Source organism: Ruegeria sp. YTSA144, from assembly GCF_059610125.1.
Window position 1 is genome coordinate 31,720 of record NZ_JBXWNA010000010.1, and the last position, 26,266, is coordinate 57,985.

Sequence of the window (26,266 nt, forward strand, 5' to 3'; positions counted from 1 at the left end):
GATCACCCCTTCTCAGCCAGCCGCAACCGAAGTTTTGACCTGATCCCGATACCGTTCGACCGCAGCAACATCGCTTTCCGCCTCCAGCATCAGCATGAGTGAGTGAAGCTGTTCAAGGTCGCGCAGTTCGACATTGATCAGAAGGCGGTAAAAATCCGGTTTGCGATCGACAAACTCAAGGTTCGAGATATTGGCCTTTTTCTCGCCGATCAATGTGCAAATACGCCCCAGAACCCCGGCATCGTTGCCAATGGTCAGATCCAAAGTCGCGCCATAGACGGCCGGGTGCGTGCCCGAATGCCAGTGCAGATCGACCCAACGGTCAGGTTCGCCTTCGAACTCGCTGAGCCGGTCGCAATCGATGGCATGTACAACCACGCCCTTGCCCCGATAGGTGATGCCAACGATCCGTTCCCCCGGCAGCGGCTGACAGCAGGGGGCGCGGTCGAACTTCTGTCCCGGCTCCAGACCGATCACTGCACGGCGCAGCGGAATGGCGTCGCCGTCGTCCTTGGCAAGTTCGGGATAGACGGCCTGAACCACCTCGTGCGCAGTCAGCTCGGCACTGCCAAGGCGGGCCAGAAGCTCGTGCCGATCTTTCAGGCGCAGGTGTTTCGCCGCGGTATCGAGTGCCTTGTCGGTCGCCTTGCGGCCCACGTGCTCGAAACCGGAACGGGCCAGTTCCTTGCCCAGCTTGATGAATCGTTCCCGGTCCACCTCGCGCAGGGCGCGGCGAATGGCGGTACGGGCCTTGCCGGTGACTGCAATCTCCAGCCACGTGACCTGTGGCGTCTGACCATCGGCGGTGATGATGTCCACGGACTGGCCATTCTTGAGCCGCGTCCAGAGCGGAACGCGGATACCGTCAACCTTGGCCCCGACACAGGCGTGACCGATCCGGGTGTGAATGGCATAGGCAAAATCGATCGGTGTCGCGCCACGTGGCAGTTTCACCACGTCGCCCTTGGGGGTGAAACAGAACACCTGGTCCGAGTACATCTCGAGCTTGACGGCCTCGAGGAAGTCTTCGTGATCTTCCTCGTTGTCGAACTGCTCGGTCAGGTTGGAAATCCACTTGGCCGGGTCGACGGCGAACGGGTTCTCGGTGCGCACACCGTCGCGATAGGACCAATGCGCCGCGACTCCGGTTTCGGCCACGTCATGCATCTGGCGGGTGCGGATCTGGACCTCGACCCGTTTACCGTCCCGGCCGGAAACGGTTGTATGGATGGAGCGGTAGCCGTTGGATTTGGGCTGGCTGATATAGTCCTTGAAGCGCCCCGGCACCGCGCGCCAGCGCTGGTGGATGGCACCCAGGGTTCGATAGCAGTCTTCCTCGGTCTGGGTGATGATGCGGAACCCGTAGATGTCGGACAGGCGCGAGAAGCCCTGATCCTTTTCCTGCATCTTGCGCCAGATCGAATAGGGTTTCTTGGCGCGGCCGAACACCTCGGCCTCGATGCCCACTTTCTCCAGCTCGTGCCGCATGTCGCCGGTGATGCGGTGGATCACGTCGCCGGTTTCCCGTTGCAAAGTGATAAAGCGGCGGATGATCGACTGGCGGCCTTCGGGGTTGAGGACACGGAAAGCCAGATCTTCCAGTTCCTCGCGCATCCACTGCATGCCCATCCGGCCCGCAAGCGGTGCGTAGATATCCATCGTCTCGCGCGCTTTGACGATCTGTTTTTCGGGACGCATCGCCTTGATCGTCCGCATGTTGTGCAAACGGTCGGCGAGCTTGACCAGAATGACCCGCAGGTCCTTGGACATGGCCATGAACAGCTTGCGGAAGTTCTCGGCCTGCTTGGTCTCGCGGCTGGACAGTTGCAGGTTGGTCAGCTTGGTGACGCCGTCGACCAGTTTGGCGACCTCATCCCCGAAAAGTTCAGCCACCTTGCCATAGTTGGCCTTGGTGTCTTCGATCGTGTCGTGCAGCAGCGCCGTGATGATGGTCGCATCATCCAGACGCTGTTCGGTCAGGATGGCGGCAACGGCAACGGGATGGGTGAAATAGGGCTCGCCGGAATGGCGAAACTGCCCTTCGTGCATCTGCTGGCCGAATTCGTAGGCCAGCGCAATGCGGTCGGCATTCGTCTTGGGATTGTAGTTGCGGACCAGCGCAATCAGATCGTCAGCAGAAATCATCCGGTCCGCACCTTCGTCTTCAGGGCTTACCCCTGCCCTTGAGCCTCCATCAGAGCGCGCAGGAGCTTCTCTTCGGACATGTCGTCCATGGCGGGTTTGTCCGTTTCGGCACCCATCAGCAGCGCCATCTGATCTTCTTCGGGCTCATCAACCTCGATCTGGGTCTGGTTGGCCTCGATCAGGCGCTCGCGCAGCTCGTCCGCGCTTTGGGTTTCGTCGGCGATCTCACGCAGAGACACGACAGGGTTCTTGTCGTTGTCGCGGTCAACGGTAATCGCTGCACCGGCGGAAATCTCACGCGCCCGATGGGCGGCGAGCATCACCAGCTCGAACCGGTTTGGAACCTTGTCTACGCAATCTTCAACCGTCACGCGGGCCATTGGGCGCTCTCCGTTTCTGAATCCATGTCAGGAAGGGGTTTATCTAAGCGCGAATCCGCGCCTTGACAAGCAGGAAATGCTGCATTTGCACGGATCACAGCGCCGTGACCGCCGCAACCTCTGCCGCGGGAAGGGTCTGGATCATCTCGCAGACCGTGCGACCCAGAACCGGATGACGCCAGTCGGGCACGATATCGGCCATCGGCACCAGAACAAAGGCGCGATCCTGAAGGCGCGGATGCGGCAAGATCAACTGATCCGGCGCCTCTTGCCTTTGCGCGTCGGACGGCAGGGTCCGCCAGCGATCAAACGTGGCGCGATCCGGCAGGACCAGATCCTGGAAACAGACCAGATCCAGATCCAACGTCCGCATCCCCCAGCGCTGCACCCGTTCGCGCCCGAATTCCTGTTCCACCTCGTGCAGCACTTGCAACAGCTGCGAAGGAGACCTCTCGGTAGCAATCAGCGCCGCGGCATTCACATAATCCGGGCCGGCCCCGGCGGGAAAGCACGGGGTAGCAAAAAAACGACTGACAGAGCGAATCACCACATCGTGACGCGATAACGCGTCAAGCGCGTTCTGAAGTGTTACAGCGGGACCATTTCCTCTCAAATCGAGATTTGCGCCCAGCGCAACAACGGCATTTGGCATGGATTTGCTCATGTGATACCCTACATTCGACCCATTGCATACTTGCGATCATCGACAGAAGTTCTAATTATAGGCCTACCGGCGCGCGTCATTTTATCACTCACTCACTCACGTAACGCGGCACGCACTGGATTATACCGGAAGGGACCATTTATGTTTTATAAAGACGAACGGCTAGCGCTGTTCATCGACGGCTCGAATCTTTATGCCGCGGCAAAAGCACTCGGTTTCGACATTGACTACAAACTTCTGCGGCAGGAATTCATGCGCCGCGGCAAGCTTCTGCGGGCCTTCTACTATACAGCGCTGCTGGAAAACGACGAGTATTCGCCGATCCGTCCATTGGTTGACTGGCTGCATTACAACGGCTTCACCATGGTCACGAAACCGGCCAAGGAATACACAGACAGCATGGGGCGTCGGAAAGTCAAAGGAAACATGGATATCGAACTTACCGTCGATGCCATGGAACTGGCGCCGCGCGTCGATCATATCGTGCTGTTCTCGGGTGATGGGGATTTCCGCCCGTTGATCGCAAGCTTGCAACGGCAGGGTGTGCGCGTATCGGTGGTTTCGACCATCCGCAGCCAGCCGCCGATGATCTCGGACGAACTGCGCCGCCAGGCCGACAATTTCATCGAGCTGGAAGACCTGCGCGATGTCATCGGCCGCCCGCCGCGTGAAATGCCGACGGAGCATCGCAGCGTCGCTGTTGCCAGCAACAGCTGACAAGGCGACAGGCCTGTCATGATGGGGAAAAATCGCGCGGTCAGGACATCGGTCCTGGCCGCGCTTCTTTAACAAGGTACAGGTGCTTAAACATCACCCGATTAGCAACGATTCGTGTCAGAGGAATGACGATGTCCTGTCTGGACCAAGGCCGGGAAAAGACTTACCTGTGCCATAAGGAGACAGCCTGATGAAAAAGCCGCCACTGACACTTTACCTTGCCGCCCCACGCGGGTTCTGCGCCGGTGTGGACCGTGCCATCAAAATCGTTGAGATGGCTTTGCAGAAATGGGGCCCACCGGTCTATGTGCGCCACGAGATCGTGCACAACAAATTCGTGGTCGATGGCCTTCGCGCCAAAGGGGCCGTTTTCGTCGAGGAATTGCAGGAATGCCCCGATGACCGCCCGGTGATCTTTTCCGCCCACGGGGTGCCGAAATCCGTTCCCGCCGAGGCTGCCCAGCGCGAGATGATCTATGTGGACGCCACCTGCCCCCTGGTCTCGAAGGTGCATGTCGAGGCGCAGCGCCACGCGGAAGCGGGGTTGCAGATGATCATGATCGGCCACAAGGGCCACCCCGAAACCGTGGGCACCATGGGGCAGTTGCCCGAGGGCGATGTGCTGCTGGTCGAAACCGTGGACGACGTGGCCACGGTGCAGGTGCGTGACCCGGATAAGCTGGCCTTTGTCACCCAAACCACCCTTTCGGTCGATGACACCAAGGATATCATCGCCGCCCTTCAGGCCCGGTTCCCGGCCATTGTCGGACCGCACAAGGAAGATATCTGTTACGCCACCACCAACCGGCAGGAAGCGGTGAAGGCCGTGGCCCCCAAGGCGGATGCTTTGCTGGTTGTGGGCGCTCCGAACTCATCGAACTCGCGCCGCCTTGTCGAGGTTGCCTCACGCGAGGGGTGTCAGTACGCGCAGCTGGTCCAGCGCGCCACCGAGATTGACTGGCGCGCGCTCGAGGGTATCTCGACCGTGGCTGTCACCGCGGGCGCGTCGGCCCCGGAAGTTCTGGTAAACGAGGTGATCGAAGCGTTCAGAGCGCATTATGATGTCACCGTCGAGCCGGTCGAGACCGCTGTTGAAAACGTCGAGTTCAAAGTCCCCCGCGTGTTGAGGCAACCGGCGTGAACGGAGTGCCGAAAGCGCCGCTCTATCTGGGGCTGGCGGGACTTATCCCGTTTGTCTGGGGCGTCCTGACCTATCTGAACGGCGACCTGAATGCCTGGGGCGTGCAAACCTTTGGCCCACGTTTCGTGGGGCCCTATGTGCAACTGTTCTATGGATCGGTCATCCTCAGCTTCATGTCCGGTGTTCTCTGGGGTTTTGCCACCAAGACATCAGGCAGCAAGGCGGCCCTGTGTTATCTGTTGTCGGTTCTGCCCGCGCTTTGGGCCTTTGCCATGACAGGGGGTGGGCCGGTGAATGCGGGCACCAATCTGATGTATGGCTTCGCTGGCTTGTTGTTTCTGGATGCCCTGTTTTCCTACTGGCGCCTGACACCGGTCTGGTGGATGCGGTTGCGCATCCTGCTGACCGCGGTCGTATTGGCCAGCCTTGCAGTCGGAGTGTACCTGTGACCGATGAACGTACGATCAACGCCTATACAAACAAGGTGGCCGAATATCTGAAGATCCCTCTGCCGCCCGAGCAGCTTGAGGCGCGTCAGGCTTTCGCCGATGCGGTCGGCGCAGGCGGCTATGTGCTGGATCTGGGGTCCGGACCGGGGTCGGACAGCGGGTTCCTGATGCGTCAGGGGCTGAAAGTTCGGGCACTGGATGCCACGCCAGCCTTTGTCGAACATGCACGCGAAAACGGTGTGGATGCACATCTGGGTACGTTCGATGACGTCACCGAGACGGCCGAATATGACGGGATTTACGCCAGCTTTTCCCTGTTGCACGCGCCGCGCGCAGATTTCCCGCGCCATCTGCAAGCGATCCACAGGGCTCTGAAACCCGGTGGACAGCTGTTTCTGGGGATGAAGCTGGGCACTGGTGAACACCGGGATGATCTGGATCGTTATTATTCCTATTACACGGAGGCCGAGATCGAGGACGCCTTGAACAAGGCCGGGTTCACGATTGATCGCGCAGTCCACGGCATCGGAAAAGGCCTGACCGGATCGTATGACGGGTACATTCTGGTGTTCGCCCATGCCTGAATTGTTTGCCTATACGGACGGTGCCTGTTCCGGCAACCCCGGCCCCGGCGGCTGGGGCGTGCTACTGCGCGCGATGGACGGGGACAGGGTTCTGAAAGAGCGTGAGCTCAACGGGGGCGAGGCCGAGACGACCAACAACCGGATGGAACTGCTGGCCGCCATCAGCGCGCTTGAAGCGCTGGAGCGACCGTCGAAGATTACCGTCGTCACCGACAGCGCCTATGTAAAGAACGGCGTCACCGGGTGGATTTTCGGTTGGAAACGCAACGGCTGGAAAACCTCGAACAAGAAGCCGGTCAAGAATGTCGATCTGTGGCAGCGTCTGGATGAAGCGCAGGAACGGCATGATGTGACATGGGAATGGGTCAAAGGGCACGCAGGCCATCCCGAGAATGAAAAGGCCGATGAGCTGGCCCGGGCCGGAATGGCGCCGTTCAAACCGAAAAAGGCACAGGCGTGACCGCACTGACGCTGCTGGACTATGCCTCGGTTCTGATCTTCGCGTTGACAGGGGCACTGGTGGCCAGCCGTGCCCAGCTGGATCTGGTAGGATTTGCCTTCATGGCCTGCCTGACCGCCGTCGGTGGCGGCACTGTACGAGACCTTTTGCTGGATCGTCACCCGGTCTTCTGGGTCGGGCAGCCGGATTACATCCTGATCGCAGTCGCGGCTTCGGTCCTGGTGTTCTTTACAGCACATCTGGTGGAAAGCCGTTATAACTGGCTGGTCTGGCTGGACAGTTTTGCACTGTCGGTGGCCGTCGCGGCCGGAACCGGCGCGGCGCTGTCGCTGGATCAGTCCGGCGTCATTGTCGTTTTGATGGGTGTGACCACCGGATGCCTGGGCGGGCTGATGCGTGACGTGGTCTGCAACGAAGTACCGCTGGTGCTGAAACAGGGCGAGCTTTATGTGTCCTGCGCTTTTACAGGTGCTCTGACTGCGGTGCTGGCTTCCGGGTTGGGGGCGGCGCCTGCGTTTTCCCTGGGTCTCTGCGCCCTGGTGTGCTGGGCGTTGCGCGCCGGATCGTTGACGTTTGGCTGGCAATTGCCGGTCTACAAAAGCCGCCCGCCGCGCAACTGAGCCCGACAGTGGACGCCAAAGCGGCATGCTGATACCCCTTTTGAAAGCGCAACCCGGAGGCCAACGTGACATTCAGACTTGCATCCATCACAGCCTGCCTGGCCCTGCTCGCCTCATGCGGTGCGTATTACACCCCCGTCAGTTTTGTTGCGCAGGGCGACCAGATCATCGCCTCGGGCACGATTGACGAGACGACGCTGTCTACCTTTGAGGAAGTGAAAGCCCAAAACCCCGAAGCCCGCACTCTGGTTCTGCGCTACATTGAAGGATCTGTTGACGATGACGCCAATGTCATCTTCGCCCGTGAAGTGCACAGGGCCGGGTTCGACACCGTCGTGCCCTCGAACGGTCTGGTTGCCAGCGGGGGTACCGATCTGTTTCTGGCCGGAAACCGCCGCGTGCTGCAACCGGGGGCCTGTGTCGGTGTCCACAGCTGGGCCGGGTCAGGTCTGGTGGCGACCGACTTGCCCGAGGACGACCCCGAACATGATCGATACCTGGACTATTTCAAGGATATCGGCGTGGATGAGGAATTTTACTGGTACACCCTCTATGCTGCCCCGGCCGACAGTATGCACTGGATGAACGCCACCGAAGCGAACCGTTTTGGTTTGACCACCAGAGGTGCTCCGGCACTTGGGTCTGCGACGGAGTGCGACGAAAGGTAAACTAGCCGTTCAACAAGCGCGCGCCGATTTCCTTGACGAACTTCGCGGCCACCATCGCCGTCATGCCATGGGGGTCGCGATGCGGGTTGAGCTCCACGATATCCGCACCGACCAACTGGCCTTTGAACCGGTGGATCAGGTCGACAACCTCGCGCGTGCTCAGCCCACCGGGTTCATGATGCGAGACGCCGGGGGCAAAGGCCGGGTCCAGCGCATCCAGATCCAGTGACAGGTAGACCGGGCCATCGAATGAAATCTGCAAATCGGGGCTCCAGTTGCGCATGTCGATCACCTCGACGCCGAACCTGTCGGCCTGTTCGCGCTGATGGGCGTTCATGGTGCGGATGCCGACCTGCACCAGACGCTTGACCGGACAGGTCTCCATCACCCGGGCAAAGGGGCAGCCATGGCCGAGCGGTCCGATATCCTGCGTGTCGTACAGATCCGGGTGGCTGTCGATGTGCAGGATGTTCAGGCCTTCGTACCGGTCTGCATGGGCCTTGATCAGCGGATAGGCCACGGAATGGTCGCCGCCCAGCGACAACAGGCGCGCGCCGGTTGCGATCCGTTTCGCCGCTTCGGCCTCGATCCGGTCTATCGGTTCCTGCCCGCGCATCTCAAAAACATCCAGATCGCCGCTATCCCGGAACTGGGCGCTTGCACCCAGATCGGTGCCATCCTCGGCGGTCAGGTTGGCCGCGCCGGAATGCAGCGCCTCGCGGATGCGTCCAGGGGCGAATGCCGGCCCTTGCAGGAACGAGGAATGCAGATCCAGAGGAATGCCCATCAAAGCGACATCACCCGGCTTCAGTTCGTACGGCATCATCACTCCCCTTTTTACTTGAATGTGATCTGGATGGAGGAATGGCGCCGGGTCAAGGGGTTACCGGCGCAGGTAGGTCTGCCAGATCCAGATCACCAGCAATGCACCCAGAACCGCCCCGACAAAACCAGACAGCCACCCCATAACGGTTACAAGAAACCGCAGCAGCATCCCTCCGATCAGGGCCCCGACAATACCGATCAGCATGGTCGTCGGGATGTCGGCCTCGATCCGCATCAGGCGGGTGGCCAGAAATCCGGCAGCTGCACCGATGATGATCAGGGCGACGATTGGCATGTCACTTCCTCCAGTGGGTCGGCACGATGATCAGGGCACCAACAGAGGAAATCACCGCATCCAGCCCCGGAGGACCAAAGCTGATGCCGAACATGATGCGGACGAAATAGAACAGGAACGCCCCGCCCACGCAGATGATGATGGATTGCAAATAGCCGTTATGGGTGAAACCGGTCTGTTCGGACAGATACCCGACGATCCCGGCAATCACGACAGTGCCCATCATCACCATGAACATATGGCTTTACTCCGAAGACATCCGGGTGCCGACCGGGATTGGCCAGCCCCGCAGGAATGTTTCCCTATCCTGCGCGCCTTTGCCCGCCCTTTGCAAGCGCAGCAGTTCTATGGCGCCCTGCCCGCAGGCCACATACAGATCGTCATTCAGAACCTCGCCCGGTGCGCCCTGCCCTTCGGCCAGACGCGAGGCGAGGAGCTTTATCCGGTTGCCGTCGATCTCGGTCCAGGCCCCGGGAAAGGGCGACAGGCCGCGGATCTGCCGATCGACCTCGACAGCGGGGCGCGACCAGTCCACGCGGGCCTCGGACTTGTCGATCTTGGCAGCATAGGTGACACCATCTTCGGGCTGCGGTTCAGGGGTCAGCCCGGGCAGCTTTGCCAACGCCTCGACAATCAAGGCCGCGCCCATCTCCGAGAGCCGGTCATGCAGGTCCGCAGTGGTTTCCTCGGGCTCGATATCGGTGACCTGCCGCAGCAGAACGGGGCCGGTATCAAGGCCCGCCTCCATTTGCATGATACAGATGCCGGTTTGCGCATCGCCTGCCATGATCGCCCGATGAATCGGAGCCGCCCCGCGCCAGCGCGGCAGCAGGCTGGCATGAATGTTCAGGCAGCCATGTGTCGGTGCATCGAGGATGGGCTGGGGCAGGATCAGACCATAAGCCACAACCACCGCCACATCCGCGTTCAGTGCAGCAAAACTGTCCTGTTCTTCGGCCGGTTTCAGCGAGGTTGGGTGACGCACGTCCAGACCCAGCGCCTGGGCCCGCGCGTGAACCGGCGTTGGGCGATCCTTCTTGCCCCGCCCCGCCGGACGCGGGGGCTGGCAATAGACGGCGGCGATCTCATGCCCGGCCTCGACCAGCGCATCCAGAACCGGCACCGAGAAGTCCGGTGTTCCCATGAAAACAACGCGCATCTTTATCCCTGTTTTTTCGCTTTTCGAAGCAGCATGTCGCGTTTGACCTTGCTGAGCCGGTCAAAATACATCCGGCCATTCAGATGGTCGATCTGGTGCTGGACACTGGTGGCCTCGATGCCGACAAAATCGCGACGGTCCACCATGCCCTGCTCGTTCAGGAATTTGACAGTCACTGCACGCGGACGTTTTACCGCGGTCGACACGCCCGGCAGGTTCGGACTGGCCTCTTCATGTTCACGCAACTCGATCGAACTGTGCAGGATTTCCGGGTTCGCCAGACGCACGGCCTTGCCCCGCTCGGCCGACCCATCGACAACGGCCAGCCGCAACATCACTCCGATCTGCGGTGCGGCAAGACCGACACCGGGCATGGCCTCCATCGTGTCGATCATATCCTGCCAGATCCGGCGAATGTCATCGGTGATTTCAGTCACTTCATCCGCCTTGGTGCGCAAGCGTTTGTCGGGCCAGGGCAGACAGGTACGGACGGTCATGCGCGCGCCCGTTCACGTTTGAGCTTTTGCATCTTGCGGGTAATCATCTGCCGTTTCAGCGGTTTGAGATAGTCGATGAACAGCTTGCCGTTCAAATGGTCGATTTCATGCTGCACGCAAGTGGCCCAAAGCCCGTCAAAGGTTTCCTGTTGCAGGTTTCCCTTCTCGTCCATCCACGTGACATCGACCACCTTGGGGCGGGTCACTTCGGCATATTGATCCGGGATCGACAGGCACCCTTCCTCGTATACATTGGTTTCCTCGGAAGAGGCGATGACCTCGGGGTTGAACATGATCAGCGGGCGCGGTGTTTCGCCTTCTTCCTTGATGCAATCCAGCACGATCAACCGTTCCAGCACACCGATCTGCGGCGCGGCGAGGCCAATCCCGGGCGCGTCGTACATGGTTTCCAGCATGTCGTCAGCCAGCGTGCGCAGCTCGTCCGTCAGGTCGGATACGGGCGCGCAGACCTTTTTCAGGCGGGGGTCGGGATGGATCAGAATAGTGCGTTTCATGAGGCTGATTTAGGCCATCCCGCCCCGCGCCGCAACGCCCCCCTTGCACCTGCCCGATTTGCGGTTAGCTTTCGGTCGAGAAAATGGAGCAGACATGACTTTCAACGACCTGATCGACCGCCGGGGCACCAACAGTTCAAAATGGGACAAGATGGAGATGCTGTATGGCGTCTCGCCCGAGGACGGTCTGGCCATGTGGACGGCAGATTCCGATTACCAAACGGCACCCTGCGTGATCGAGGCCGTACGCAAAGCCGCAGATCACGGCGTGTTCGGCTATTCATGGATGCACCCGGATTACCTGGCCTCGGTTCAGTGGTGGATGAAAACCCGCCACGATTGGGAAATCGACACGGATTGGATTCTGACCACGCAGGGCTTGGGCAATGCAATCGCCCTGTCGCTGGATGTCTGGACCGATCCTGGTGATGGCATCGTGATCTTCACCCCCGTTTACCACGAGTTTGCCCACAAGGTGAACAAATCGGGCCGCCGGGTCGTGGAATGCCCTTTGGTGCGGGACGGCGACAGTTACGGCCTTGATCTGGACGACGCCCAGTCCCGGCTGGACGGGTCCGAGAAGATGCTGCTGTGGTGTTCGCCGCAAAACCCGTCGGGTCGCGTCTGGACACCCGACGAGTTGCAGGCCGTGGCCGCGTTTGCCGAACGGAACGGTTTGATCCTGATATCCGACGAGATTCACCACGATCTGGTCTATCCCGGCACAAAATTTGTGCCAATGGACGTGGCGGCCCCGAATGCACGCCCGTGGACCGTGACGCTGACTGCGGCATCGAAGACCTTCAACATCGCCGGGCAGCGGACCGGCAACATGATCATTCCAGATCCCAAACTACGCGCGGCCATGAAGCAACGGCTGCAAACATTGGATTACGATCCCAGCGCCCTGGGCGTGGCGATGATCACTGCTGCCTACAGCCCCGAAGGGGCCGAATGGGTGGATGCCCAGATCGCGCATCTGGAGGAAAACCGGCGTCTGTTCGATCAGACCATCGCCGAGATTCCGGGGCTCTGGTCGATGCCCTTGCAGGCGACCTATCTGGCCTGGGTCGATTTCTCGGGCACCGGCATGGATCACGCCGAATTTGTCCGCCGTCTGCGCGAGGACGCACGGATCGCAACATCGTCGGGTCCGGGCTTTGGCACTGGAGGCGAGACGTTCGAACGGTTCAACCTCGCCACGCAACGGGCGCGGGTCGAGGAAGCTTGCCTGCGGCTGAAACGAGCTTTCGGGGATCTGCAATAAGTATGCGTCGGCCGGGGCTTGCAAACCCTGCCCTGTTGTTTACAGGGGCCGGTTGATTGGCTGACGCTGCTTGGCCCGCGCGGGCCTGCCTTTATGGTGGCACCGCAAGCCTCTGGTATCGACCAAACCCTGACCGAAACCGGAACTCCGGTTGAAATTCGCCCTCAGTCGTCATGCCCCAGCAGGGCGATCGGCGCATCGGGCGCGCGGTAAAAGTCAAGCGGCGCGCTGTCATGGGCCGCCGTGCTGCGTTTGAATTCATACCGCATCTCACCGCCCTCATCCTCATCCGCGACGATGAGACACTGATAGAGGTGGTTGGCCCCGTCAAAGATATCGACAAGCCCGCGCAGGCGCGGCGTGGTTTCCGCCTCAACCGTAAAACCGTCTTTCCACAATTTGAGTATTTTGTAGGTATTGTCGCCCATTTCCACCCGTAAACGGCTGGCTTTTTTCAATGTCGCGATTCGGGCCGCGTCCAACTCGGCGCGTATTTCCTTTGAAACATAGGTACTCATAAATCCGTTCCCCCGTGAATGACCTCTATTGTGCGGGAAAAGTTGTAAAAATCCAGTGAACCACGTCACAGACTGCGATCTGACGGAGCTTTGTTGCACAGAAATCCCGGCCTCGACTGTGCGCGAATGCAGGGCATTTGCGCGGGCACTCGCATAGGAAGACGCCGGGTCCGGGCCTATCTTTGACGAAACGCGCATGCGGAGGAAAAGATATGGGCCTGCTGGTCGAAGGAAAATGGCACGACACCTGGTATGATACCAAATCCACGGGCGGTGCATTCAAGCGCAGCGCCGCGCAGTTTCGCAACTGGTTGACAGCTGACGGCGACGCGGGGCCATCAGGCAAAGGCGGGTTCAAGGCGGAACCCGGGCGCTATCACCTTTATGTCAGCTATGCCTGCCCCTGGGCGCATCGCACGCTGATTTTTCGCGAGTTGAAAGGGCTGAGCGATCTGATCTCAGTCTCGGTCGTGCATCCGGACATGCTGGACCAGGGTTGGACCTTTGAGACAGACGGCCATGGCGCGACGGGCGACGATCTCTATGGGCTGAGCTTTGCGCACCAGATCTATACGAAAGCCGATCCAGCCTATTCAGGCCGCGTGACCGTGCCGATCCTGTGGGACAAGCGGCAGGAAACCATCGTGTCGAACGAAAGCTCGGAAATCATCCGCATGTTCAATTCGGCCTTCGACGGGATCACCGGCAATACCGATGATTACTGGCCCGAAGCGATGCGCGATGAAATCGAAGAGGTCAACGCGCGCATCTATTCAGACGTCAACAACGGCGTCTACAAGTCCGGCTTTGCCACCTCGCAAGCGGCCTACGACGCCGCCGTGGGCCCGTTGTTCGACACGCTGGACTGGCTGGAAGATCGTCTGACCCGGAACCGTTACCTGATGGGGGGTCGGATCACCGAGGCTGACTGGCGGCTGTTTACGACGCTGATCCGCTTTGATCCGGTCTATCACCTGCACTTCAAATGCAACAAGCGGCGACTGATCGATTACCCGAACCTATGGTCCTATACGCGTGAACTGTACCAGTGGCCCGGCGTGGCCCCCACCGTGAACATGACACATATCGTGCGCCACTATCACTACAGCCATGACAGCATCAATCCATACCGGATCATTCCGGTGAACCCGGTGCTGGATTATGCAGAACCGCACCGCCGCGATCAGCGCCCCGCTGCGTAATGCTCGACCATCGCCGCCAGATCCTCTGGCGGCGTTTCGCTTTGCACATAAGCACAGGCATTCGGACTGTGGGCAAATATCGATCCATCCGAAAAGAAGGTGGTGTTGGTGACAAAGATCACCCGCGCCTGGGGGCGGCGATAGCTGGCAAAATCGGCCACGGCCAGAGCACTTCCGGTTTCCAGAACCAGATCCAGCACGATGATTTCGAAATCCGTGCCGTACAGCGCCAGAATGGCGGCTTCCTGCGTCTCGACCAGCGTGACGTCGGCGCCCTGCCGTTCCAGATGCCTTTTCCATACCCGACCAAGGTCGGGATTACTCTCAACAATCAGAACTTTCATTTGCAACAACCTCGGCACTTGATATGGTGAGTGGTGCCGACCCCCGTGGTCCGTGATCTCGTTATTTCCTTAACAAAGTGTTAACAGCGGCCCTACAGGTCCGTGAACAGGCGGATTTGCTTGTATTAGAGGCGAAAATCCGCTTGAAGCAGGCCAAAAGCGGTATTTTCTCGCAGAGAGAGCAGATGAACACACCGGATCAAGACTTGGATCCACGCACGGTTCGCGACCACGGCGGTGGGCTGGACAGGGCGATTGCACAATATGGTGGACAACGCACCGACTGGATCGATCTGTCCACCGGCATCAATCCGCATACCTATCCTATTTCGGGCCTGACTGCCGCTGACTGGGCTGAGTTACCGGATCACGGGGCTTTTGAACGGCTGAGCGGTGCCGCACGCCGGTTCTGGGACGTGCCGCACCGAGCAGCGATCCTGCCCGCGCCCGGAGCGTCGGCGATCATCGCGCGCCTTCCCGCGCTAACCGCGGCGGGTACGGTACAGATCACGCCGCCGACCTATAACGAACACGCCGCCGCCTTTTCGGCGCAGGGATGGAAGGTACGGCAAGACGGTCCGTGTGACGCCCGCGTCATCGTCCATCCGAACAACCCGGACGGGCGTATCTGGCAGGAAGGCGACGTATCGGCACCACTTACCGTGATTGACGAAAGCTTTTGCGACGTCATGCCGGACCAGTCCTTGATCCACCTGGCAGACCGCCCCGGCGTGATCGTGCTGAAGAGTTTTGGCAAATTCTGGGGGCTGGCCGGGGTAAGACTGGGGTTCGCCATCGGACGACCGGATATGATCAGCCGGTTGAACGATCTGACTGGCCCTTGGTCTGTATCAGGCCCTGCCTTGCGGATCGGCACACGGGCCCTTGCAGATACGGATTGGGCAAGCGCCACGCGTAAGCGACTGGCAGACGAGGCCGCTCGGCTGGATGTTCTGTTGACGGCCAGGGGGGCCAAGGTCGCTGGCGGCACAAGCCTGTTCCGATTGTACAAGGTCGATGATGCCTCCCGCTGGCAGGAACAGCTGGCACAGAACCATATCTGGAGCCGCATCTTCCCCTATTCCGACACCTATCTGCGCCTTGGGTTGCCACCTGCGAACGGGTGGAACCGGCTGGAGGCCGCGCTGTGAGCCTTGGCCTGATGCTGGTCTGTGCCATGTGTCTGGACGCAGCGCTGGGAGAGCCCGACTGGCTCTGGTCGCGTATCAAGCATCCGGCGGTAATGATCGGAAGCCTGATTGGCTGGCTGGATAAACGTCTGAATCACGGGGCCGCACGACGGGCAAAAGGGGTCGGTGTGCTTGTCCTGCTGGTTTGCGGCGCATGGGGGCTTGGGTGGGCTTTGTCCCTGCTGGGGCCAGTTGTCGAAATCCTGGTCTGCGCGATCCTGCTGGCGCAACAATCGTTGGTCGCCCATGTTCGCGCCGTGGGCAAAGGGCTGATGGCCTCGCTGGCAGAGGGACGGGCGCAAGTGGCCATGATCGTCTCGCGCGATACACGGGACATGACCGAGGCGCAGGTGGCACGCTCGGCCATCGAAAGCGCCGCAGAGAACCTCAGCGACGGTGTCATCGCGCCTGCGTTCTGGTTTCTGGTCGCGGGGTTGCCGGGGCTGCTGGCCTATAAGGCGGTAAACACCGCCGACAGCATGATCGGGTATCGCAATGAAAAATACCGCGCGTTTGGCTGGGCCTCGGCCCGGTTCGATGACCTGCTGAACCTGATCCCGGCCCGCCTGACCTGCGTGATGATCGTGGCGCTGTCGGGCCAGTGGTCGCGCTGGCGCGAAATCGTGGCAGACGCGCACCGTCATATCTCGCCCAATGCAGGCTGGCCCGAGGCCGCCATGGCCCGCGCGCTGAACGTCGCCCTGGCCGGACCGCGCAGCTATGACGGTAAGGTACGGGATCTGGCATGGGTCAATGGCGATGCCCCGCGCGAGATCGGGGCGTCAGACGTTTTCCGCGCATGTCGCATGTTGTGGCGTGTTTGGGGGCTTGCGCTTGGGCTCGTGTCGGTGTCGGTTGGGATCGACCTGATTTACTGACGGACACTTGTCATGCGTTTTCTTTCCGGCCTGATCGCCGCTGCCCTGTTTGCCCAACCTGCCCTGGCCCAATGTGGCCGTGGCTTCAATTCCTTTGTCAAAGGGCTAAAGGCCGAGGCCGTACAGCAAGGCTTTGACAAATCCACCGTGAACGCGTTTTTCAAAGGCGTGCAGCAGGATGGCGCCGTGCTCAAGGCCGACCGGGCGCAGGGGGTGTTTCAAAAGCCCTTCATCGAGTTTTCCCGTCGTCTGATCTCGGCCAACCGGATCGAACGCGGGCAAGCGATGTCGCGCAAATACGATGCGGTATTTGACCGGATCGAGAGGGAGTACGGCATCTCGCGCGGGGTGTTGCTGGCTTTCTGGGCGTTCGAGACCGACTACGGATCATTCCAGGGCGACTTCAACACCCGCAACGCGCTGGTGACCTTGGCCCATGACTGCCGTCGACCCGACCTGTTCCGCCCCCAAATCTTCGCGGCCATCGAACTTTATCAGAACGGTGACTTCGACCCGGCCCGCACAACGGGCGCGTGGGCCGGGGAAATCGGCATGGTCCAGATGCTGCCGCGGGACATTCTGGAAAACGGTGTCGATGGAGACGGCGACGGGCATGTCCGCCTGAAAACCTCGGCCCCCGATGCGCTGATGTCCGGCGCCAAGATGCTGTCGCATCTGGGCTGGCGCGCAGGCGAACCATGGCTGCAAGAGGTCACGGTGCCCGCGCAGATGGATTGGTCCCTGTCCGGCCCCGGCAAGCCCCGGTCGGTAGCGGACTGGCAGGCCATGGGCGTTGAGGCGCGCAGCGGGTCGCTGGCGAACCTTCCGGCCTCGCTGATCCTGCCGCAGGGGCGCAACGGCCCGGCCTTTCTGGCCTATCCAAACTTCGACGTCTATTTCGAATGGAACCAAAGCTTTGTCTATGTATTGACCGCCGCCTATTTCGGGACACGTCTGGAAGGGGCACAAATCTACGATGCCGGCAATCCCGCACAGGGTCTGAACGGGGCGCAGATGAAGCAGTTGCAAAGCAAGCTTCAGGCCAAAGGATATGACGTTGGCAAGATCGACGGGATCCTGGGGGCTGGTACCAGAGCGGCCGTGCAGGCAGAACAGAAGCGGCTTGGCCTGCCGGCCGACGCGTGGCCGACAGTGGATTTGCTAAACCGGCTTTAGGCAGCAACCACGCTCACGCGACCCATTCCCGTTCCAGCGGAACACAAGGCGCAAAGGCGTGCGTCACCACCGCGGCACCCTCGGTTTCGATTGCCGTGTTGGGCTGTATCTCGAGCCATCCCTCGTTATTGGCATCCAGTGGCTCGGACGAAATGATGATACCGTCTTTGCAGACCTTGTAATGCAAACTGGGCGCAAACCGATCCGAGGCATATCGGGCCGCAAAAACCCGTTTGCCGTCCGACCAGCAGGCGGCAAACCGAAGATAGGGTGATGCTCCGCGGTGCCTGGAAAGGGCTTCGACCCGACCGACCGCACGGGCCATTGCACCAACAGGATCGGCGTCCAGCCCTTCGCCATGAGCGATGAGAAAGATCGCCTCGCTCTCGGTTGCGCCCATGCGATGTTGGTACAGGTGCGCCGGGATCATGGCATCAAGCTCTTGCCGGATTCGTTCATGACCCCCGGCCTGACCGTTATGCATGAAACTCCACCTGCCGACGCCGAAAGGGTGACAGTTGTTGCGTGAGGTCGCCGTACCCGTCGAGGCCCGTACATGGGCCAGAAACAGCCGGGATTTCGTGTGATGCGCCAATTGCTTCAGATTGGCATCAGACCACGCTGGATGGGTGTCCTTGTAAAAGCACGGCATGTCACGATCAGAATACCATGCCAGACCGAACCCATCGGCATTTACCGGTGTTTTCCCAATCAATGCGTTTCGGCTTTGAATAACAAGCGATTGTTCTTGCTCAAGGACCAGTTCGTCCAGGTATCGCTGCTGACCAACCCAAGCCAAAAATCGGCACATTTTTTTTCCCGTACATCAAATAAGATTCTCCGGGACGATACCGCCTTGGTTGTCAGGTTTCCTCCCTTACATCATCTTGATTGTCGATTTTTGTCTATCAAATGAGCTGGAATCACGAAAATTTCAGATCATTTTATTCACTGCGCACCGGATACCGGTCGCCTTTTTCGTCAATCAGGATCAACCGTTCCCCCCTGCGCACGTACAAATCGCACCGGCTGAACCCGTTGCGGTAGGCGATGCAGACACTGCCATCCTCGGCAATGGAATAGGTGCCAAAAGCAGAATCTCCGCTCGCGTATGTGTAGGAATAGGCCCCGCCCGCTGAGAATTTCGCTTGCCCATCGTCGTAAAAGGTCAGCGTCTGCCCCGCCAAAGCACCAAGCTCTGCGGCCGTAAGGGGCGTGTCCCCGGTCTTGACGGGCCAGTCGGCGGCAAAGGCCGGGCTGGCGGCGATGAGGGCGGGGATCAGAAAGCGCGTCATGCACCCAGACTAGCGCGAAAAAGTCCCACCCGTCATAAACTTGCAGTGAGCGGGGTCACGCGACCATCTGTTCGGCCTTCTTCAGATCGACCGAAACCAGCTGGCTGACGCCCTGTTCCTGCATGGTGACACCGAACAGGCGATCCATGCGCGCCATGGTCACCGCGTGGTGGGTGATGATCAGGAAACGCGTGTCGGTCTGGCGGCACATTTCGTCCAGCAGATCACAGAAGCGCGTTACGTTTGCATCGTCCAGTGGCGCATCAACCTCGTCCAGCACACAGATCGGGGCGGGATTGGCGAGGAAGACGCCGAAGATCAGCGCGGTCGCCGTCAGGGTCTGCTCACCGCCCGACAACAGGCTGAGAGTCGAGAGCTTCTTGCCCGGCGGCTGGCACATGATCTCCAGACCCGCATCCAGCGGATCGTCACTTTCGACCATCACAAGATTGGCCTCGCCGCCACCAAAGAGATGCTTGAACAACATGGCGAAGTTGGAATTCACCTGTTCAAACGCGGTTAGCAAACGCTCGCGCCCTTCGCGGTTGAGGCTGGCGATCCCGCTGCGCAGCGCCTTGATCGCCTCTTCCAGATCGGCTTTTTCGCTGCTGAGCGTATCGAATTCTTCCTGAACTTCCTTGCTGTCTTCCTCGGCCCTCAGGTTCACGGCCCCCATCGCATCGCGCTGACGTTTGTGACGGTTCACTTCGGATTCCAGAACGTCCGCAGCTGGCATCTGGTCGGGGTTCACGTCCAGCTGGTTCAGCAATTGGTTCGGGGTCAGTTGCTGATCTTCGGCAATCCGTTCGGCCGCCGCGACAACACTTTCCTTGGCCGCGTCACAGCGCGCCTCGGCCGCGGCACGGCTTTCGCGCGCTTCTGATGCCAGACGCTCGGCTTCCCGTTCGGCCAGAACGATTTCACGGTGCATGGCCTCGGCCTCGGCCAATTTGTCGGCGGCTTCGGCGCGCCGTGCTTCGGCGGCTTCGATCAGTTCGTTCAGTTCCTCACGCGCCTCGGCGATTTCGCCGGGTACGGCCATGGCCTCGGTCAGTTCTTCTTCCGAGCTTTCCTTGCGCTCGGCAAGTTCGGAAATCCGCTTTTCAGCCGTTTCCAAGCGGTGGCGCCATCCGCTGAGATCTTTCGCAACCTCCTGGGTGCGACGCGTGCGGGCGTCCCCTTCGCGGCGCAATTCGTCATGGGTCGAGCGGTGGGTCAGCATGGTGATCCGCGCCGCCTCGACGGTCTGCTTGATGTCTTCCACTTCTGCGCGGGCGCTGTCGAGATCGCCCAGACCGGCCAAAGCCGCTTCGGCCTCGCGCAGTTGCGCACGGGCGGCCATGGCATCGTCCTTGTGGCGATCAACGGCGAGGGTCAGGGTTTCCAGCTTGCCCTGCGCCAGATTGCGGTCGGCCTCGGCCCGCGACAGTGCGCGCGCGGTTTCGGCCATGCGCTGATCAGCAGCACGGCGGGCTTCTCGCGCACGGCGGTCTGCCTCGGTCACGTCCGCCAATTGCTGAGACAGTGCTTCATGTGCGGCACGGGCACCGTCAGCCTGTGCTTCGGCACGGGCAAGGTCCTGTTTCAGCGCTTCGAGCCTGTTGAGCTGCTCCAACCGCAGAGCAGCAGCACTTGGCGCGTCTTCTGCCCAGGCACGGAACCCATCCCAGCGCCACAGGTCGCCCGAGCGGGACACCAGACGCTGGCCGGGTTTCAACGACGCCTGTAACCGTGCGCCCTGATCCGCATCCACCAACCCGATCTGGGCAATTCGGCGGCTGAGACGATCCGGCCCCGACACATGAAGCGCCAGTGGTTCGGCCCCTTCAGGCAATGGCTGGTCGCTGTCATATCCAGCCACCTGCACCCAGCCGGACGGGCCGTCGCCCTCGACCAGCGGTGCGCGCAGATCGTCAGCCAGAGCAGCACCCAGAGCCTTTTCATAGCCGGGTTCGACGCGCAGCAGATCCAGCACCTGACCACCTTCCGCCGTGTCGCGTTCCACCAGCTTGGCCAGCGCCGTGGTTTCGGCCCGGATCGCCCCCAGCTCGCCTTCCGCTTCGGAACGTCGCGCCCGGGCCTCGGCTTCGCGCCCTTGCGTTTCGTTGCGCAGTTCATCCGCCGCGGCAAGTGCCTCTTCAGCGGCTTCGACCGCTTCTCGGGCTTCTTCCTCGCCCATTTGGGCTTCTGCAAACGCCTCGCTGGCGCGGATCAGGGCGGTTTTCGCCTCGTCCACGGCCTGCCGGGCTTTTTCCTCTTCACCCTCGGATCGGGCCAGCGTCTTGCGACTGTCTTCGACCAGACGCTGGGCTGACTGGTGCCGGGCGACCAGGCGGGCCATATCCTCGGTTTGCTGCGACAGGTGGTCTTCGCGTTCCTGTAGGATCGAGGCCGCCTCGCGGGCGATTTCCGCCGCCTCGGCCACTTTTTCATCGTGACCTTCAGCTGCCTTGGCCAACTCGCGCGCTTCCCATTCCAGCCGTTCAATCATTTGTCCCGCATCGCGGTTCAGACCGGCTTCGCGTTCGATATCGTTGCCCAGCTGCTGGATTCGGTTGGTCAGTGTTTCGATCGTCTGACGCGCGCGGGTTTCCTGATCGGACAATTGATCGCGCTGCACCTGCTGGCGTTGCAGCACGGCGGCGGCAATGGCCTCTTCCTCGCGCAGCGGCGGAAGGGTTTCCTCGATCTCGGCACGTTTCGCGGCAGCAGCGCGGGCTTCAGCCTCGGCACGGGAGGCTTCGGTGATCCGCTCACGCAGTTTTTCTTCGGCCTGCTGGCGGGCCATGTCGGCCTCTTTCCAGCGTCGATAAAGCAGCATCCCCTCGGCCTGACGCAGCTGTTCGCCAATTTCACGATAGCGGGCCGCCTGACGGGCCTGACGCGCAAGCTGGGCCAGTTGTCCGCCCAACTGCTCCAGCACGTCATCGACGCGGGTCAGGTTGGCTTCGGTGCCTTTCAGCTTGAGCTCGGCCTCATGGCGACGCTGATACAGGCCCGAGATCCCGGCGGCCTCTTCCAGAATGCGGCGACGGGCGCGCGGCTTGGCGTTGATCAACTCGGCAATGCGGTTCTGTCCGACCAACGCGGGCGAATGCGCGCCGGTCGAAGCATCGGCAAACAGCATCTGCACATCACGCGCCCGAACGTCTTTACCATTGGTCTTGTAGGCACTGCCCACATCGCGGGTGATGCGGCGTACGATTTCCAGTTGATCGCTGTCGTTGAACCCCGACGGTGCCAGCCTTTCCGAGTTGTCCAAGGTCAGAACGACTTCGGCAAAGTTGCGCGCCGGGCGTGTCGCCGCACCGGCAAAGATCACGTCTTCCATCGCGCCGCCGCGCATGGATTTGGGGCGGTTTTCCCCCATCACCCAGCGCAACGCTTCCAGAAGGTTGGATTTGCCGCAGCCATTCGGACCCACCACACCGGTCAACCCGTCCGCGATGATCAGATCGGTCGGATCAACAAAGCTTTTGAAGCCGGTCAGTTTGAGCTTGCTGAAACGCAATGGCTGCGTGTCCCATGATTCCTGTGCATTGGAAGTCTGCGCAAGGGATGGGGTCTGAGTCAACGGAGTTGCGCAGGATATGGGATATCACCCCGAGTTATCCACAACATCTTGCCGAAATACGCAAGAATGCGCGTGTTTTAATAAGGGGTGCATTCAAAGACCTGGTAACCGTAGTCGTCACCGACATTTTCATAGGTACCATAGTCGATGCACTCGTAGTTCGGGGTCGAGACGGCCGTCAGCAACAGCCGTTCACCCGCTTCCCGGTCACACCCCAGAACACCAACCGTGACCGCCGCATCACCCAGAACATCCAGGATCGGACAGCCTGAAACCTGCGCCATCGCCAACCCGGCCCGATCCCGGACCGGTCCCAGCCGAGGGGCGTATTGTGCATTGATCCGCACAGCCTCGACCAGATCGCCGCGCACGCGCACGTCGAACACACTGCCGTTTACGGCCACGCGTGTGGCAGGAACATCGCGAAAATGCGGAGTGCCGGCGGCACAGGCGGCCAGAAAGAGAGGTGCGAGAAACCGGATCATGCCGCAGAATTGCAGCATTTTGGTTAACAGAACCTTTCCGGACGTCAGGCCCGCAGCACCTCTCCCAGTCGGCGAATGCCTTCGCGGATCGTCGCCTCGTCGGAATTTGAAAAACTGAGACGGATCGTGTTTGCACCGCTGCCATCCGGGAAAAACGCCTGGCCCGGAACAAATGCCACTTTGACGGTGTCCAGCGCTCGCGCCAGCAGGTCAGAGCCAATCATCCCCTCGGGCAACGTGACCCAGATGAACATTCCACCCTCGGGACGTGTCCAATCCACCCCCTCCGGCATATGCTGTTCCAACGCGTTCAGCATCACATCACGACGGGCGCGATAGACGTTTCGTACTTTCGGAATATGGGTGTCAAAACAGGCCTGCGCCACCTGATGCACGGCCATCTGGTTGATGGTCGCGGAATGAAGGTCGGCTGCCTGTTTCAGCAGTACCATCTGAGAAATGACTGGCTTGGATGCAACGACCCATCCCATGCGCAAACCCGGCGACAGCGTTTTCGAGAAACTGCCGCAATAGATCGTCCGGCAGTCCTCGATTGACCCTTTGCGGGCCTGCTCCAATGACAGTATTGGGGGGATCGGGTCCCCGTCGTAGCGCAGCGCCTGATAGGCTCCGTCCTCGATCAACGCGCAATCCAGTTCCTCGGCCAGATCCAGCAGAGCCTCCCTGCCCTGCAAATCCACGGTTTCTCCTGTCGGGTTTGCAAAATCCGCCGACAGATAGGCAAATTTAACTGCGCCTTCGCCTGCTGCGGCCTTGTATTCCTTGGCCCCCTGATTGCCATTGAGCCGGTCAAAGCGCGGCTCATAAGCGTTGAATGCCGCCAGCGCACCCAGGTAAGTGGGCCACCCAACCAGGGCCGTATCGCCGGGGGACAGGAACAGCTTTCCCAGATAGTCCAGCGCCTGCTGCGAGCCCGAGGTGATCAGGATGTTGTCGATGTCACACTCCACCCCGATTTCGTGCATGTGCTGCACCAGCCATTGCCGCAAGGGGACATAGCCTTCGCTGACCGAATATTGCAGCGCCTGCGCTTGCATATCCGGCCCCAGGGCCTGCTGAAACGCCTGTGCAAATGCATCGGCGGGAAACAGGGCGGGATCAGGAATCCCACCGGCAAAGGAAATGATGCCGGGTTGGTCGAGCAGCTTCAGCAATTCGCGAATCTCTGACGCTTTCATCCGCGAAGTCCGGGTGGCAAACAAAGGGTGTTGGGACATGAGGCTCCTCCGATCTCAATTCGACGCAGCTTATGCCCTCTTGTATTAAAGTCAACATTACTGACCTTATTTTTCAGCGGATATGAACGGGGTTTCTTGAACAGCACCGGCGTCCATGGTCAAATGAATTGACCAATTTCGGAAGATGAGATGCCCTTTCACAAAGTTCAGACGGAAAAGCTGTCGCTTGCGGTCGTTCGCCAGATCGAGCTTCTGATCCTGCGTGGCATCCTGCGCCCCGGCGAGCGCCTGCCGTCAGAGAGGGAGTTGGCAGAGCGCATGGGCGTTTCGCGCCCGTCCTTGCGTGATGCAATTTCCGAACTTCAGGAACAGGGGCTTTTGACTGCAAAAGCCGGATCCGGGATCTATGTGGCCGAGGTTCTGGGCTCTGCCTTTTCCCCGGCGCTGATCCGTTTGTTCGGCAGCCACGAGGAAGCCGTATTCGATTACCTGTCCTTTCGCCGTGACATGGAAGGGCTGGCGGCAGAACGGGCCGCGCGGTTGGGATCAGACAGCGACCTGAAAGTCGTTCAGGCGATCTTTGACAAGATGCAGGCGGCCCACAACCGAAACGCCGCGAATGACGAGGCGCAGCTGGACGCCGAGTTCCACATGGCCATCATCGAGGCCAGCCACAATGTGGTGATGCTGCACATGATGCGGTCGATGTATGACCTGCTGGTGCAGGGGGTGTTCTACAATCGTCAGACCATGTTCCGTCAGCGCGCCACCCGCGAGGCCATCCTGGATCAGCACCGCGCCATCAATGTGGCGCTGCAAGAGCGTGATCCTTTGGCTGCACGAAATGCAATTGAACGCCATTTGGACTTTGTGGAACGCTGTATGGCGGACCAGCAAAAGGCCGATCGAAACGAAGCTATTGCGCAACAAAGGCTGCAACACGAAACCGGGCGGACCTAAGGGCCATCCCGATTTTTCAGACAGTGCAGCGCAAGGCCGGGACTAGGCAGCCCCTGACGCGGCTGGCAGCAGATGTCGGGGGAACGGAGCGCCGCTGCCTTCTCCCAGACGGTCCTCGGTGGCCAGAGTTGTCAGCGACGGGTCGATGAACAGCCTTGCGCCGCGATCCCTCAGACGTTTGTGCAGCATAACATGTTCGCACACCTGTTGGCCTTTTTCGTCCCGGCAAGAATAGCGCAACCCCCGCAGCGCGCGGGATTTATACAACCCGGCGCCGCCGAATGCGCTGTCGACCGGGATCAGGGGCGTGTCGGCAGGAATGTGAAACTGGCGGTCGAAAACTGCGGACTTCATGACAGACCGGCGCCACTTGCGACGCCCGAACAGCGGCCTGCGTGTGCTTTGAATGCGTTGCCACACGTCTTCATCACACCAACCCGAACACCGCAGAGCGTAGATATCGTCATACGCTGGTTTGGGGTTGGCGAAAACGCCCTCCCACAAAGGGGCGACCCGCTGCGCTGCTGTCAGAACCGCCTGAGCATCCAGGCAGGTATTCGGGCCATCCAGATCCAACACCAGCGTCAACTCCAGGTCCCTGTCCTGATCCTCGAGTTTTTTGAGAACCGCGTTTCTGGCCGCCGTGATACGCTCGACCCGGTTTGGCAATTCTGACGCCAGACCATCCAGTCGCATGATATCGACATGCCGGCTTTGGCCCGCATAGTCGGACAACACTTGATCCGTGCCATCCGTGTTGTCGTTCGTGGCAATGGTGACGGTGAACCGATGCAACTGCGCAGACAGGTTTTCGATCCTGTTGATCGTGTCGATCAGCGCCGACCCGCCATTTCGGACGACACCGACAATATTCATCGAAACTGCGTTGCCTGACACCGCCTGTCTTTCCCTGTAAATGTCACGCCCCCATCAGGGCGCTCCTATCAACCTGATCCCCGGCAGGTCGTAGGATTCGGAGTGTTTGAAACAACAGAAACAGAAGCACGACAAAAACAAAAGACCCGACAGCCAAAAGCTCTCGGGTCGTCTGTATCACTT

Annotated in this window: 30 protein-coding genes; 13 read left to right on the top strand and 17 right to left on the bottom strand. The window is 60.3% G+C overall.

Annotation, left to right across the window (positions count from 1 at the left end; genetic code table 11):
• Positions 1 to 12: 12 nt before the first annotated feature.
• The 3 genes from AC2FF8_RS17665 to folK all read right to left on the bottom strand — a co-directional run bounded on the left by AC2FF8_RS17665 (position 13) and on the right by folK (position 3,189).
• Positions 13 to 2,145, bottom strand: coding sequence for a RelA/SpoT family protein (locus AC2FF8_RS17665; protein ID WP_170344831.1), 2,133 nt, complete (start codon positions 2,143 to 2,145; stop codon positions 13 to 15).
• Positions 2,146 to 2,171: 26 nt separating this feature from the next.
• Complete coding sequence (rpoZ, locus tag AC2FF8_RS17670; RefSeq protein WP_117869873.1) at positions 2,172 to 2,525, bottom strand: DNA-directed RNA polymerase subunit omega; 354 nt, start codon at positions 2,523 to 2,525, stop codon at positions 2,172 to 2,174.
• Positions 2,526 to 2,619: 94 nt separating this feature from the next.
• Positions 2,620 to 3,189, bottom strand: a complete 570-nt coding sequence (gene folK / locus AC2FF8_RS17675) for a 2-amino-4-hydroxy-6-hydroxymethyldihydropteridine diphosphokinase (protein WP_425080170.1) — start codon at positions 3,187 to 3,189, stop codon at positions 2,620 to 2,622.
• A gap of 141 nt (positions 3,190 to 3,330) precedes the next feature.
• On the opposite strand from folK, the gene AC2FF8_RS17680 reads away from it, so the two are divergent.
• The 7 genes from AC2FF8_RS17680 (at position 3,331) to AC2FF8_RS17710 (ending at position 7,828) form a co-directional block, all read left to right on the top strand.
• A complete protein-coding gene (locus AC2FF8_RS17680; RefSeq protein WP_117869875.1) occupies positions 3,331 to 3,906 on the top strand; it encodes a LabA-like NYN domain-containing protein in 576 nt (191 codons plus the stop codon).
• 190 nt (positions 3,907 to 4,096) lie between these two features.
• Complete coding sequence (gene ispH, locus AC2FF8_RS17685) at positions 4,097 to 5,047, top strand: 4-hydroxy-3-methylbut-2-enyl diphosphate reductase (protein ID WP_496880348.1); 951 nt, start codon at positions 4,097 to 4,099, stop codon at positions 5,045 to 5,047.
• Entirely contained in the window at positions 5,044 to 5,496 is a 453-nt protein-coding gene (locus AC2FF8_RS17690) for a DUF3429 domain-containing protein (RefSeq protein ID WP_496880349.1), read from the top strand. The genes ispH and AC2FF8_RS17690 overlap by 4 nt, the downstream gene beginning before the upstream one ends.
• Positions 5,493 to 6,080, top strand: a complete 588-nt coding sequence (locus AC2FF8_RS17695) for a class I SAM-dependent methyltransferase (protein WP_496880350.1) — start codon at positions 5,493 to 5,495, stop codon at positions 6,078 to 6,080. Before AC2FF8_RS17690 ends, AC2FF8_RS17695 begins: the two co-directional genes overlap by 4 nt.
• Positions 6,073 to 6,540 carry a ribonuclease HI gene (rnhA, locus tag AC2FF8_RS17700; protein ID WP_171232686.1) on the top strand — a complete coding sequence of 156 codons (468 nt, stop codon included), beginning with the start codon at positions 6,073 to 6,075 and terminating at the stop codon, positions 6,538 to 6,540. Before AC2FF8_RS17695 ends, rnhA begins: the two co-directional genes overlap by 8 nt.
• Positions 6,537 to 7,160 (top strand): trimeric intracellular cation channel family protein, encoded by a 624-nt coding sequence (locus tag AC2FF8_RS17705; protein ID WP_170344825.1) that lies wholly within the window; start codon positions 6,537 to 6,539, stop codon positions 7,158 to 7,160. The genes rnhA and AC2FF8_RS17705 overlap by 4 nt, the downstream gene beginning before the upstream one ends.
• Positions 7,161 to 7,225: 65 nt before the next feature.
• Complete coding sequence (locus AC2FF8_RS17710; RefSeq protein ID WP_496880351.1) at positions 7,226 to 7,828, top strand: COG3904 family protein; 603 nt, start codon at positions 7,226 to 7,228, stop codon at positions 7,826 to 7,828.
• Between the two features lies 1 nt (position 7,829).
• Here AC2FF8_RS17710 and speB read toward each other — a convergent pair whose 3' ends face one another.
• The 6 genes from speB to def (AC2FF8_RS17740) are packed head-to-tail and all read right to left on the bottom strand — an operon-like array spanning position 7,830 to position 11,119.
• Complete coding sequence (speB, locus tag AC2FF8_RS17715; protein ID WP_425080174.1) at positions 7,830 to 8,651, bottom strand: agmatinase; 822 nt, start codon at positions 8,649 to 8,651, stop codon at positions 7,830 to 7,832.
• 60 nt (positions 8,652 to 8,711) lie between these two features.
• Complete coding sequence (locus AC2FF8_RS17720) at positions 8,712 to 8,948, bottom strand: GlsB/YeaQ/YmgE family stress response membrane protein (protein WP_152457067.1); 237 nt, start codon at positions 8,946 to 8,948, stop codon at positions 8,712 to 8,714.
• Between the two features lies 1 nt (position 8,949).
• Complete coding sequence (locus AC2FF8_RS17725; protein WP_170344822.1) at positions 8,950 to 9,186, bottom strand: hypothetical protein; 237 nt, start codon at positions 9,184 to 9,186, stop codon at positions 8,950 to 8,952.
• Between the two features lie 6 nt (positions 9,187 to 9,192).
• On the bottom strand, positions 9,193 to 10,107 hold the full coding sequence (gene fmt, locus AC2FF8_RS17730) for a methionyl-tRNA formyltransferase (RefSeq protein WP_496880352.1): 915 nt from the start codon (positions 10,105 to 10,107) through the stop codon (positions 9,193 to 9,195).
• Positions 10,108 to 10,109: 2 nt separating this feature from the next.
• Positions 10,110 to 10,604, bottom strand: a complete 495-nt coding sequence (gene def, locus AC2FF8_RS17735; RefSeq protein WP_496880353.1) for a peptide deformylase — start codon at positions 10,602 to 10,604, stop codon at positions 10,110 to 10,112.
• Positions 10,601 to 11,119: a peptide deformylase gene (gene def, locus AC2FF8_RS17740; RefSeq protein WP_170344819.1), complete on the bottom strand. Its 519-nt coding sequence runs from the start codon at positions 11,117 to 11,119 to the stop codon at positions 10,601 to 10,603. The genes def (AC2FF8_RS17735) and def (AC2FF8_RS17740) overlap by 4 nt, the downstream gene beginning before the upstream one ends.
• Positions 11,120 to 11,213: 94 nt before the next feature.
• Between def (AC2FF8_RS17740) and AC2FF8_RS17745 the strand changes: the two genes are divergently transcribed.
• Positions 11,214 to 12,386: a MalY/PatB family protein gene (locus AC2FF8_RS17745; protein ID WP_496880354.1), complete on the top strand. Its 1,173-nt coding sequence runs from the start codon at positions 11,214 to 11,216 to the stop codon at positions 12,384 to 12,386.
• 164 nt (positions 12,387 to 12,550) lie between these two features.
• Here the strand turns inward: AC2FF8_RS17745 and AC2FF8_RS17750 are convergent, their stop codons facing one another.
• On the bottom strand, positions 12,551 to 12,904 hold the full coding sequence (locus AC2FF8_RS17750) for a hypothetical protein (RefSeq protein ID WP_170344817.1): 354 nt from the start codon (positions 12,902 to 12,904) through the stop codon (positions 12,551 to 12,553).
• Positions 12,905 to 13,116: 212 nt separating this feature from the next.
• On the opposite strand from AC2FF8_RS17750, the gene AC2FF8_RS17755 reads away from it, so the two are divergent.
• The gene (locus tag AC2FF8_RS17755; protein ID WP_496880355.1) at positions 13,117 to 14,106 is read left to right on the top strand and encodes a glutathione S-transferase family protein; all 990 of its coding nucleotides are present in this window, start codon (positions 13,117 to 13,119) and stop codon (positions 14,104 to 14,106) included.
• Here AC2FF8_RS17755 and AC2FF8_RS17760 read toward each other — a convergent pair.
• Positions 14,088 to 14,450 carry a response regulator transcription factor gene (locus tag AC2FF8_RS17760; protein WP_171205733.1) on the bottom strand — a complete coding sequence of 121 codons (363 nt, stop codon included), beginning with the start codon at positions 14,448 to 14,450 and terminating at the stop codon, positions 14,088 to 14,090. The two genes, AC2FF8_RS17755 and AC2FF8_RS17760, sit on opposite strands and share 19 nt — an antisense overlap.
• 185 nt (positions 14,451 to 14,635) lie before the next feature.
• Here AC2FF8_RS17760 and cobD point away from each other — a divergent pair, with 185 nt between their 5' ends.
• From cobD to AC2FF8_RS17775, 3 genes are read left to right on the top strand one after another with little or no spacing between them, the layout of a single operon-like run.
• Complete coding sequence (cobD, locus tag AC2FF8_RS17765; RefSeq protein WP_496880356.1) at positions 14,636 to 15,601, top strand: threonine-phosphate decarboxylase CobD; 966 nt, start codon at positions 14,636 to 14,638, stop codon at positions 15,599 to 15,601.
• Positions 15,598 to 16,518 carry an adenosylcobinamide-phosphate synthase CbiB gene (cbiB, locus tag AC2FF8_RS17770; protein ID WP_496880357.1) on the top strand — a complete coding sequence of 307 codons (921 nt, stop codon included), beginning with the start codon at positions 15,598 to 15,600 and terminating at the stop codon, positions 16,516 to 16,518. The genes cobD and cbiB overlap by 4 nt, the downstream gene beginning before the upstream one ends.
• Positions 16,519 to 16,530: 12 nt before the next feature.
• On the top strand, positions 16,531 to 17,694 hold the full coding sequence (locus tag AC2FF8_RS17775) for a lytic murein transglycosylase (protein WP_496880358.1): 1,164 nt from the start codon (positions 16,531 to 16,533) through the stop codon (positions 17,692 to 17,694).
• A gap of 13 nt (positions 17,695 to 17,707) precedes the next feature.
• On the opposite strand, the gene AC2FF8_RS17780 is transcribed toward AC2FF8_RS17775, so the two are convergent.
• The 5 genes from AC2FF8_RS17780 to AC2FF8_RS17800 all read right to left on the bottom strand — a co-directional run bounded on the left by AC2FF8_RS17780 (position 17,708) and on the right by AC2FF8_RS17800 (position 24,286).
• A complete protein-coding gene (locus AC2FF8_RS17780; protein ID WP_496880359.1) occupies positions 17,708 to 18,505 on the bottom strand; it encodes a class II glutamine amidotransferase in 798 nt (265 codons plus the stop codon).
• 133 nt (positions 18,506 to 18,638) lie between these two features.
• Complete coding sequence (locus AC2FF8_RS17785) at positions 18,639 to 18,989, bottom strand: hypothetical protein (protein ID WP_170344810.1); 351 nt, start codon at positions 18,987 to 18,989, stop codon at positions 18,639 to 18,641.
• A gap of 55 nt (positions 18,990 to 19,044) precedes the next feature.
• Complete coding sequence (locus AC2FF8_RS17790; protein ID WP_496880360.1) at positions 19,045 to 22,500, bottom strand: chromosome segregation SMC family protein; 3,456 nt, start codon at positions 22,498 to 22,500, stop codon at positions 19,045 to 19,047.
• Between the two features lie 140 nt (positions 22,501 to 22,640).
• Positions 22,641 to 23,048 carry a hypothetical protein gene (locus AC2FF8_RS17795; protein ID WP_496880361.1) on the bottom strand — a complete coding sequence of 136 codons (408 nt, stop codon included), beginning with the start codon at positions 23,046 to 23,048 and terminating at the stop codon, positions 22,641 to 22,643.
• Between the two features lie 44 nt (positions 23,049 to 23,092).
• Complete coding sequence (locus AC2FF8_RS17800) at positions 23,093 to 24,286, bottom strand: aminotransferase-like domain-containing protein (protein WP_425080180.1); 1,194 nt, start codon at positions 24,284 to 24,286, stop codon at positions 23,093 to 23,095.
• A gap of 150 nt (positions 24,287 to 24,436) precedes the next feature.
• On the opposite strand from AC2FF8_RS17800, the gene AC2FF8_RS17805 reads away from it, so the two are divergent.
• On the top strand, positions 24,437 to 25,207 hold the full coding sequence (locus AC2FF8_RS17805; RefSeq protein ID WP_257600105.1) for a FadR/GntR family transcriptional regulator: 771 nt from the start codon (positions 24,437 to 24,439) through the stop codon (positions 25,205 to 25,207).
• Between the two features lie 42 nt (positions 25,208 to 25,249).
• Here AC2FF8_RS17805 and AC2FF8_RS17810 read toward each other — a convergent pair whose 3' ends face one another.
• Positions 25,250 to 26,083, bottom strand: coding sequence for a hypothetical protein (locus AC2FF8_RS17810; protein ID WP_496880362.1), 834 nt, complete (start codon positions 26,081 to 26,083; stop codon positions 25,250 to 25,252).
• Positions 26,084 to 26,266 lie beyond the last annotated feature (183 nt).

What these genes read in the sequence shown, in the direction of transcription:
- AC2FF8_RS17665 (WP_170344831.1), bottom strand. Translation starts at nt 2,145, where the DNA reads ATGATTTCTGCTGACGATCTGATTGCGCTGGTCCGCAACTACAATCCC.
- rpoZ (WP_117869873.1), bottom strand. Translation starts at nt 2,525, where the DNA reads ATGGCCCGCGTGACGGTTGAAGATTGCGTAGACAAGGTTCCAAACCGG.
- folK (WP_425080170.1), bottom strand. Translation starts at nt 3,189, where the DNA reads ATGAGCAAATCCATGCCAAATGCCGTTGTTGCGCTGGGCGCAAATCTC.
- AC2FF8_RS17680 (WP_117869875.1), top strand. Translation starts at nt 3,331, where the DNA reads ATGTTTTATAAAGACGAACGGCTAGCGCTGTTCATCGACGGCTCGAAT.
- ispH (WP_496880348.1), top strand. Translation starts at nt 4,097, where the DNA reads ATGAAAAAGCCGCCACTGACACTTTACCTTGCCGCCCCACGCGGGTTC.
- rnhA (WP_171232686.1), top strand. Translation starts at nt 6,073, where the DNA reads ATGCCTGAATTGTTTGCCTATACGGACGGTGCCTGTTCCGGCAACCCC.
- speB (WP_425080174.1), bottom strand. Translation starts at nt 8,651, where the DNA reads ATGCCGTACGAACTGAAGCCGGGTGATGTCGCTTTGATGGGCATTCCT.
- AC2FF8_RS17720 (WP_152457067.1), bottom strand. Translation starts at nt 8,948, where the DNA reads ATGCCAATCGTCGCCCTGATCATCATCGGTGCAGCTGCCGGATTTCTG.
- AC2FF8_RS17725 (WP_170344822.1), bottom strand. Translation starts at nt 9,186, where the DNA reads ATGTTCATGGTGATGATGGGCACTGTCGTGATTGCCGGGATCGTCGGG.
- fmt (WP_496880352.1), bottom strand. Translation starts at nt 10,107, where the DNA reads ATGCGCGTTGTTTTCATGGGAACACCGGACTTCTCGGTGCCGGTTCTG.
- def (WP_496880353.1), bottom strand. Translation starts at nt 10,604, where the DNA reads ATGACCGTCCGTACCTGTCTGCCCTGGCCCGACAAACGCTTGCGCACC.
- def (WP_170344819.1), bottom strand. Translation starts at nt 11,119, where the DNA reads ATGAAACGCACTATTCTGATCCATCCCGACCCCCGCCTGAAAAAGGTC.
- AC2FF8_RS17745 (WP_496880354.1), top strand. Translation starts at nt 11,214, where the DNA reads ATGACTTTCAACGACCTGATCGACCGCCGGGGCACCAACAGTTCAAAA.
- AC2FF8_RS17750 (WP_170344817.1), bottom strand. Translation starts at nt 12,904, where the DNA reads ATGAGTACCTATGTTTCAAAGGAAATACGCGCCGAGTTGGACGCGGCC.
- AC2FF8_RS17755 (WP_496880355.1), top strand. Translation starts at nt 13,117, where the DNA reads ATGGGCCTGCTGGTCGAAGGAAAATGGCACGACACCTGGTATGATACC.
- AC2FF8_RS17760 (WP_171205733.1), bottom strand. Translation starts at nt 14,450, where the DNA reads ATGAAAGTTCTGATTGTTGAGAGTAATCCCGACCTTGGTCGGGTATGG.
- cobD (WP_496880356.1), top strand. Translation starts at nt 14,636, where the DNA reads ATGAACACACCGGATCAAGACTTGGATCCACGCACGGTTCGCGACCAC.
- AC2FF8_RS17775 (WP_496880358.1), top strand. Translation starts at nt 16,531, where the DNA reads ATGCGTTTTCTTTCCGGCCTGATCGCCGCTGCCCTGTTTGCCCAACCT.
- AC2FF8_RS17780 (WP_496880359.1), bottom strand. Translation starts at nt 18,505, where the DNA reads ATGTGCCGATTTTTGGCTTGGGTTGGTCAGCAGCGATACCTGGACGAA.
- AC2FF8_RS17785 (WP_170344810.1), bottom strand. Translation starts at nt 18,989, where the DNA reads ATGACGCGCTTTCTGATCCCCGCCCTCATCGCCGCCAGCCCGGCCTTT.
- AC2FF8_RS17795 (WP_496880361.1), bottom strand. Translation starts at nt 23,048, where the DNA reads ATGATCCGGTTTCTCGCACCTCTCTTTCTGGCCGCCTGTGCCGCCGGC.
- AC2FF8_RS17800 (WP_425080180.1), bottom strand. Translation starts at nt 24,286, where the DNA reads ATGTCCCAACACCCTTTGTTTGCCACCCGGACTTCGCGGATGAAAGCG.
- AC2FF8_RS17805 (WP_257600105.1), top strand. Translation starts at nt 24,437, where the DNA reads ATGCCCTTTCACAAAGTTCAGACGGAAAAGCTGTCGCTTGCGGTCGTT.
- AC2FF8_RS17810 (WP_496880362.1), bottom strand. Translation starts at nt 26,083, where the DNA reads ATGAATATTGTCGGTGTCGTCCGAAATGGCGGGTCGGCGCTGATCGAC.